Below are 7673 nucleotides of genomic sequence, written 5' to 3' on the forward strand. Positions count from 1 at the left end.
GAGCGTGGCAGTGGACGGTTGTGCTGAGAGTTAGCAGCGGTTTCCAAACGCACCCCAACCACCCGCGCCTACCGGCCTTCTGTACGTAACGAACTCAAGGACTTGAGCGTCCTTTTGAGCGCGACGGATCAGAATCCGAACGGCGGAATCAAAATCAGTTTGATCATTCAACGATTTCAGAGCGAGTTTGGAAAAAAAGGCCGAAAACACCCCTTGTAAATTCAAGAGCTTGATAACCGTTTCCAAATGTGGAAGCTGCCCTCGCAGGGAGAGCAGGCACCGGACTACGCTCAAGAGCGTCGGCCTCGACAGGATCTACATCGACGCTCTTCATCCCAATGGCGAAACTTGCGGAACCTGAGCAAACCATCGATGGCGCGCAGCTGCGATCACAGCTGTGCGTGTCCAATCGCGAAAAAACGTCATGCAAGCCCCCCAAGTCCGATTGGACCGCTGATTAACGGTCCACTCTGATTCCAAGAAATCAAATGCTTACGCGCAGTCGACTCATCCAAACCCTTCGTAACGATAACCTCTCACTCCATTCCTCCTGAGAACGCCAGCAGAGTCCCGAGCCGGCGATCCTCAGCGAGCAAAGCATGACGGGCACGAAAGTGAGCTCGCTCAGCGCGTTTCTGCGCCGCCCGGAAAAGAAGACGGGCCGCAATACGCCCGGGTGCCGCTGGGTGGCGCACCAGCAAGCGGAGGGGATGCCGCAGAACGAGATCGAGAAGCGAGTCTTCGAGGGAGAGGATCGCCTCCGTGCTCCCCATCTCGCCACGCCGCCCCGCGCGGCCCTCGAGTTGGCGATCTATGCGCCCCGCGTCGTGCCGCTCAGTCAGTATCACATGCAAGCCGCCTCTCTCTTCGACCCTCGGATTGAGTCGAATATCAACGCCACGGCCAGCCATATTGGTGGCCACTGTGACGCGACCAGCCTCTCCTGCACCAGCGATGATATCGGCTTCCTCGTCGTCGTTCTCGGCGTTCAGCACCGAATGCTCCAGTCCGGCGTCCTTCAGCATCGCGCTGAGACCCAACGATGCAGCGACCGAACGGGTCCCGATGAGCACGGAGCGCTGCTCTTTCAAAACAGCCTGCGTATGCTCCACGACCAACTTCCATTTTTCTTCTTCGCTGGAGCAGACGGACATCGGCAGCTTGCGGCGGCGCGACGGGACATTCGTCGGCACACGCACGACCCGCAACCGATAAACGGTCCAGAATTCGGACGTCGTCTCCCACGCGGTTCCGGTCATCCCTGCAAGCCGCTGATAGCGTCGGAAGAACCGCTGATAGGTCATTCGCGCAATGGGCAGCTTGCGCGAGGTAACCTCACATCCCTCCTTCACCTCGACGAGTTGGTGCAGGCCGTCGCTCCAGGAGCGATCGGCCATGATACGCCCGGTATACTCATCGACGATCTCGACCCGTCCCTCGCGAACGATATAGTGGTCACCACGCTGGAACAGAAGCAGCGCACTCAGCGCCTGACGAGCAGCCTCCTCGCGACGAATTTTGTTGAGCCAGATCCCTCCCATCTCCATGCCCAGCGCCGCGAGAGATTCACGCCCGGCTGCCGTCAGCTCGATCCGCCGGTCCTCGCGCAACAGTCGATAGTCGCGCTCGGGGTTGAGCTTACTGACCATGCCGAATGCGTCTTCGGCCCAACGGCGTTCTTCGGCTGCGTCGGTCTGCTGCGAGATGATCAGCGGCGTTCTGGCCTCATCGATGAGGACACTGTCGGCCTCGTCAACGATCGCAAAAGGAAGGCCGCGCATGACGCGCCGGTCGTCTGCCGCCGATGCTTGCTGCAACCGCCGCAGCTTGAGCCGAACTGCCCGAGGCCGGAAACCCATCGCGAGCCTATCACGGAGGTAATCGAAAGCGATCTCCTTGTTGCTGGCGTAGGTAATGTCGCGGCCATAGGCGCTGCGCCGCTCCTCCGGCGATAGCCCGTGTACGATCGTACCGACGCTTAGGCCCAACGCGCTGTAGATCGGCTCAAGCTCAAACGCATCTCGCGCGGCAAGGTAATCGTTGACCGTCACCACATGGACCGGCATCCCGGCGAAGGCCGCGGTCGCAACGGCCAGAACTGCCGTGATCGTCTTTCCCTCGCCGGTGTCCATCTCCGCGACGCAGCCTTCGAGAAGGGCCAAGCCGCCGAATAGCTGGACATCGTGATGGCGCTTGCCGACCCGACGCCGCGTCACTTCGCGAATGACGGCAAAGCTGCGGACAATGGCCGGATCCTTCAAGCCGCCGCGCCGCAGTTCCGCCCGCACGCGAACGGCCGCCCGCGACAGCCCTTCATCATCGAGCTGAACGAACTCTCTCTCGCGGGCGGCAATTTCACGGACCAGACGCCGCCACCGCCGACGCCTGAACCAGACCCCCAGCTTCCGCGGGAGGGCCAGCGTCGCGGTTTCAACGGCATCGAGCCAATGCTGCGTTGGATCAGCCCGCTCCGGATACGGATCTAGAATCTGCAGCGACCAGCCGCTGGCGATGGCCACAGTCGGCCTCCAAAGTCCTTACTCGACGGGAGCTCCGCCGTTCGCTTCCGCGGCAACGCGGCTTGCCTTCCCTTTGCCCTCGGCCTTCGGTGACGCGCCGCCCTCGCCGCTCGGCGCCGCATCGCTGTCGGCTTCTGCCCCAATCGTCTGCTGCTTCGGTGCAAAACGCTCGAGCATGCCGCGGAAATGGCGGAGGGATGCAAGATGCAGATACGCGCATTCCAGTTCGTCCTTTTGGGCGAGATCGGCGAGCACGTCGCCGGGCAACGCTTTGAGTTTCTCGCGGTCAATCGTCATGAAGCCGGACAACGTGCGCTGCTCGCCAGTATTGAGGTTGAACTGCGCCTGCATCGGCTGAAGCAATTTGAGTTCTTCCAGCTTCCGGCAAAACACCTTCGTGCGCTGGAAGCGCGCTTGATAGTCCTGAAGGAAATTAAGAATGCTCCTCAGATATTGGGTCTGCGCACCGTCGGAGTCGAACAGCCGCTCGCCTCGTCCGGCTTGGTTCATTCCTTCAAACTTTTCATCGACATAAAGGATGAGATTCTTGCCTTCCTTGTCCTGCGCGAACACGAACGGATAGCGGCGCACGAAAGCAGGGATAAATTTTCCCTGCCAGCTACCATCCGAGCCGACATACAGATTTTCGCCGTCGCGCACACCAAGCACGATCGCCGGCATGGCATTGCCCTCAGAACCCGCGAAAACGATCGGATACTCCGCCGCCGCCATCGCAAACTCGATGGCCGTGACCGGAACTGAGTTCACCTTGTTGGCGAAGGAATAGCTATCACCGGTCTTTACGGACCAATCCTTGTGGCGCTGAAAACTGACGGGAACTGCGGTCTCGTAGAAGAGCTGTTGAATGGCCATTGTGTCATCCCTTCATTGTCGTGGTTACTGAACGCGTCTGTGAACTTTCACTAGGGTATTGAAGGCGTTTCACACTTTGAAGTGCTTGAGGAATACCTGTCGCGACGCGCGATAAATCCTTCCCGCAACAGGTTCATTTCCGTGGAAGAAGCGGACATATGCACGCTCGCCAATGCGACCGGATTCGAACGCACTGAGAAGCTGTATCTCAACATGCAGAAGTTTCGTGAGAGCTTTCTCCTTTCGGGTATCAGTAGGGTCAAGGGCGATTTGGCCGCCACCATGCGTGCTCAGCGCCCGGTTCGGAAGGTCTGCGGCCAAAGCAGGTACCTCGCGAGCGACCCGAGCGGCGTATGTCGCTTCCCGTATTCCCACGAATCGTACAGCGAGTTCCCTGGTCTGCTGGCGCACCAGATCTGCGCTGTCCTCAGGAACGACCGCCAGGATGACCGGACTCTCGAAACGAACGACGTAACCGAGCACCTCGCCTTTCTTGACGAACCGACCGACCAGGTCCGCCGCACGCGGCAGAATAAACTGTCCATCCGTACGACTTCGAATGCTTAGATCGGCTTGGCGCTGCCGCGCCAACGCAAGGTCGGCCTGAGCCTGCCGTAGCTCCTCGCGTGCGATCTTCATCTCGGCCTGATTGGTGACCTCCAGCATCGCACGACGGGAATCTAGCTCGGCCACGCGCGCTTCGAGCAGCCGCACGCGCGCAACAACGCCCGGATCAGAGAGGTTTATGAGCAATGTCCCCGCGGCGATGCTCGTGTTCGGAGGCGTCGAAACTTCCTCGACGATTCCGTCGGCGCCCGCGTGCACGATGCCTTCACCGCGAACCCACACGATCCCCTCGGCTAAAGTCGAGTGCGGCAATGGCACCAGGAACAAGATTGCGGCGCAGGTCGCCAGGAAGGCTCCGGAAACGACCAGAGCGCGACTGCGCCTGCGATTGAGAAGAGGGCTCGTAAACAAAAACCGCAGCTGCTTCAGTGCGGGAAGGCCGAGCATCAAGATCACCGACCAGATGGCAATGATAATGCCGATGATAAAAAACTGGTTAGCAACCAGAACCACGATGGCGAAAGTCACAACGAGACGATAGGCAAACGACGCAAGCGAGTAGCTGAACAGCCAAAAGCGCTCCCCCGTCGCCGTCTCCGGCGACTGCGCGTCAGCGATACCGAATGCGTAGCGTTTGATCAAATAGCCCAAATACTGGTTAGACCGGCTGCCCAAATTTGGAATCTCAAGAATATCCGACAGCACGTAGTAGCCATCGAAACGCAACAAGGGGTTGCCGTTGAACAGCACGGTCGACACGCCACCGATCAACATGACGCTGAACATCAACGCCCGGAAGACGCCCTCCTCCGAATTGACCCACAGCACCATTGCAAGTGTCGCTAGAAAAAGCTCAACGAGGATGCCTGCCGCGCCGACCAGCGCGCGCTGCCACTTGTCCTGGAAGGCCGCACTGTCCGAGCCGTCCACATAGGGTACCGGCATGAAGACCAGGAGCATCACGCCGATTTCGTGGACGTGCCCCCCATATCGCTTGATTGCGTAGGCATGGCCGAGCTCGTGCAGGGCCTTGACGACCGGATAGGAAATCGCGAGGAGAAACAGCGATTCAGTCGCCAAAACGCGATCGGCAATGTTGGCTGTGAGTTCCGGCCAATGCTGCCCCCAAAGAATACAGCCATAAGCGATGAACGCGACATAGATCGTCGCGCCGACCACCGAGAAGAACGGTCTCACGAGCGGCATGGTCACCCGCAGAAAATTGTCCGGATCCAGCAGCGGAATCCGCAGCGCAAGCGGGTTCATGAAACTCATCATCAGCTTCCGATGGCGCTGACGGCGGCCACGTTCGGACAATTCTTCAAAATATGGCGGCGTATCGCCGTACAGCACGTCTGCGGCGTGTAGCTGGCCGAGCAGACGAATGACCTCGTCCTGGGTCAGAACGTCATCCTGCAGCCGCGCACAGGCGATGTCCCAGATCTGCTGGACCGTGCGCTCGCCCGTCATAAGGCTGATGATGAGGTAGGCCTCCGGGGAGAAGCGATGCAAACGGCCCGAAGTGCGATCCTGTAGGATGTACCAGAGCTGCCCGCGAAAATGATGGCGATGAATACGCGCATGGGAACGAAGCCGAGGCCGCACATTGGCAACCCGATACCAAGATGAGCTGTGATACGACTTGTCCATACTAAGCCCTAACCCGCCCTGGTTTCTTGCCGCGGCCCTGGGGAACGAGATTTACTCACGGCAGCCACCGCCATATTGCAAGTCGCACCCAGTCGACGAGCTTGTCCGTCCAGATGCGAATCAGCAGCCGCCGGTCGATATCGGTTTTGGCGATTCCAGCCATGCTCGGCCGAAGACGTTCGTTCGCACCGTCCACCAGCGCTTCCGCACGGAAGAAATTACGGCCTTCAGCCTGCTCGGCCGTCGGGGTAATCCGTTCGATCTGATAGCGAAGCGCGAGATCTGGCAGCGAGGCAAGCAGGAGCGTGCCGCCTTGACCTTCACGCACATACTGGATATCGCTCTCGTGGATCTCGAGGACCACACGGTACGCGTTCAGCGGCGCTATCTTGAACAGTTCCTGACCGCGCTCGACTGAGCCGCCGATCTTCTGACTGAGATCGCCGCTTACAACGACGCCGTCGAAGGGAGCGGTGATCTTGGTACGGGCCAATTGTTCGTCGAGCAGAGCAAGTTGCGCGTCGGCCTGATCAACTTGACTGCGCGCGATATTTGCCTCTGCGCGCTCGCCCTTGGCAAGCGCACGATCATATTCGGTCAACCGCTGACGCCGGGTCGTGCTCCAGCGCAGGCGCTCCAGTGAAAGATCCTGGTCATCGAGCGTGGCGAGCAGTTGACTTGCGTGGACGATGGCACCGGCACGGACATATTCGGCGCCAAGATATCCGTTGAACGGCGCCACCAAAGTCCGCTGGATCCGTCCTTCAACGATCGCGGGCGATGTCACGGCATAGTCGCTTTTGACGACGCTGAAAATACCGACCAACACGACGCTCAGGACGATCGCGAGCTTGCGTCCGAAGTAGTCGGGCCCGAACAATCGCCGCGTTTGGGTAGCGATGCTCTCGGCTGCCTTCACGATAAGCAGGCGGTCATTTGCCCGCTTCTCCGCAAATACAGGTCCGACCACGGCCGCAACAGCATCGCAGAGATCGACGGTCGCCTCATCGAAGCCACACCCCCGCAGGCGCTCTAACGTAACGGCTCCGATGATCTCGCCTCCTGCCTGCAGCGGGATGGTCAGGATTGCTCCCGTCTTGTGAGCGACGGCCAGGTCGGCGTGAGCGCGCGTGACGCGATATTCCCATTCCTCGTTCGGCGGGTAGAGCACAATGGCCTTTTGGTCGACCGCCTCGTCCATGGCCGCGCCGATGTCCTGGATCAGGTCCATCCGGTTGCCGAAAGCGGCGGAGTGCGAGATTGCGAAAACCCGGCAACGCTCGCGGCGGACAAAACCGATGCTGACCGGATCGCATTGTAGTCTAAGAGCGAACTCGGTGACGAAGGCGGTGGCAGCCTCCTCGAGCCGGCCGTGTTCCAGGAGCGTCGCGAGCAGGTCCAACGCAGTGCCGGTGCGCTCGCGCTGTTCCGCCTGGGAGGTATTCTCCTTCCGTATGAGCAATAGCTCGATCCAGGCCGCCCCCCACTGGAGCTGACGCATGACAAGCTGCGCCGGCAAGGTCGAATTTGAAACGACAATAGCGCAGACGCCATGCAACCGCTCATCGATCATCAGCGGCACGGCAAAGCAACGGCCAGCTCCGCTCGCGTGAGACGCGACAATCCCTTGGCGCTGCTTGATCGCCTGCTCTGCGGCATTCGTGAGTTCGGGCCTGGTGACATTCTCATCCGGCCACACGGCCGCGGGTGCGAAGGGTCCCACCTCCGGCTCGCCGAGCACGACAACGCCGCCGGTCGCTCCCTCGATCAGACGGCATTGCAGAGCAAGCCAAGCAACAGAAAAGGCCTCGGCATTTTCGGCCGTTCGGAGCTGATTCCACAGCGCTTGATCGAGCACGGCAAAACCCGCCGCTCCCGGAAGAGCCGCAATGCGATCGGTCACGTCGGCCTCAACGCTCATGACTCAGTCGCAGAACGTCCGCACGTACTTCCCAAGCCACCTCTACTGCATGAACACTCAAGCATTCTTACCTTTAGCTCCTCCCTTGTCAGTTCAGGTCAACCACAACGTATCAGGAGCTGGGTCTCACGGCCCCTCACGCA

General features: G+C 60.0%; 4 protein-coding genes. All 4 read right to left on the bottom strand.

Annotated features, from left to right (window positions below; genetic code table 11):
* Window positions 1-536 precede the first annotated feature (536 nt).
* A complete protein-coding gene (locus BDOA9_RS31545) occupies window positions 537-2519 on the bottom strand; it encodes a preprotein translocase subunit SecA (protein WP_025037948.1) in 1983 nt (660 codons plus the stop codon).
* 18 nt (window positions 2520-2537) lie between these two features.
* Window positions 2538-3392: a SapC family protein gene (locus BDOA9_RS31555; RefSeq protein ID WP_025037949.1), complete on the bottom strand. Its 855-nt coding sequence runs from the start codon at window positions 3390-3392 to the stop codon at window positions 2538-2540.
* A gap of 69 nt (window positions 3393-3461) precedes the next feature.
* Complete coding sequence (locus tag BDOA9_RS31560) at window positions 3462-5609, bottom strand: hypothetical protein (protein WP_025037950.1); 2148 nt, start codon at window positions 5607-5609, stop codon at window positions 3462-3464.
* A 55-nt stretch (window positions 5610-5664) separates the two neighbouring features.
* On the bottom strand, window positions 5665-7530 hold the full coding sequence (locus BDOA9_RS31565) for an HlyD family efflux transporter periplasmic adaptor subunit (protein ID WP_025037951.1): 1866 nt from the start codon (window positions 7528-7530) through the stop codon (window positions 5665-5667).
* Between the last annotated feature and the right edge of the window lie 143 nt (window positions 7531-7673).

Source organism: Bradyrhizobium sp. DOA9, from assembly GCF_000617845.2.
Classification (GTDB): domain Bacteria; phylum Pseudomonadota; class Alphaproteobacteria; order Rhizobiales; family Xanthobacteraceae; genus Bradyrhizobium.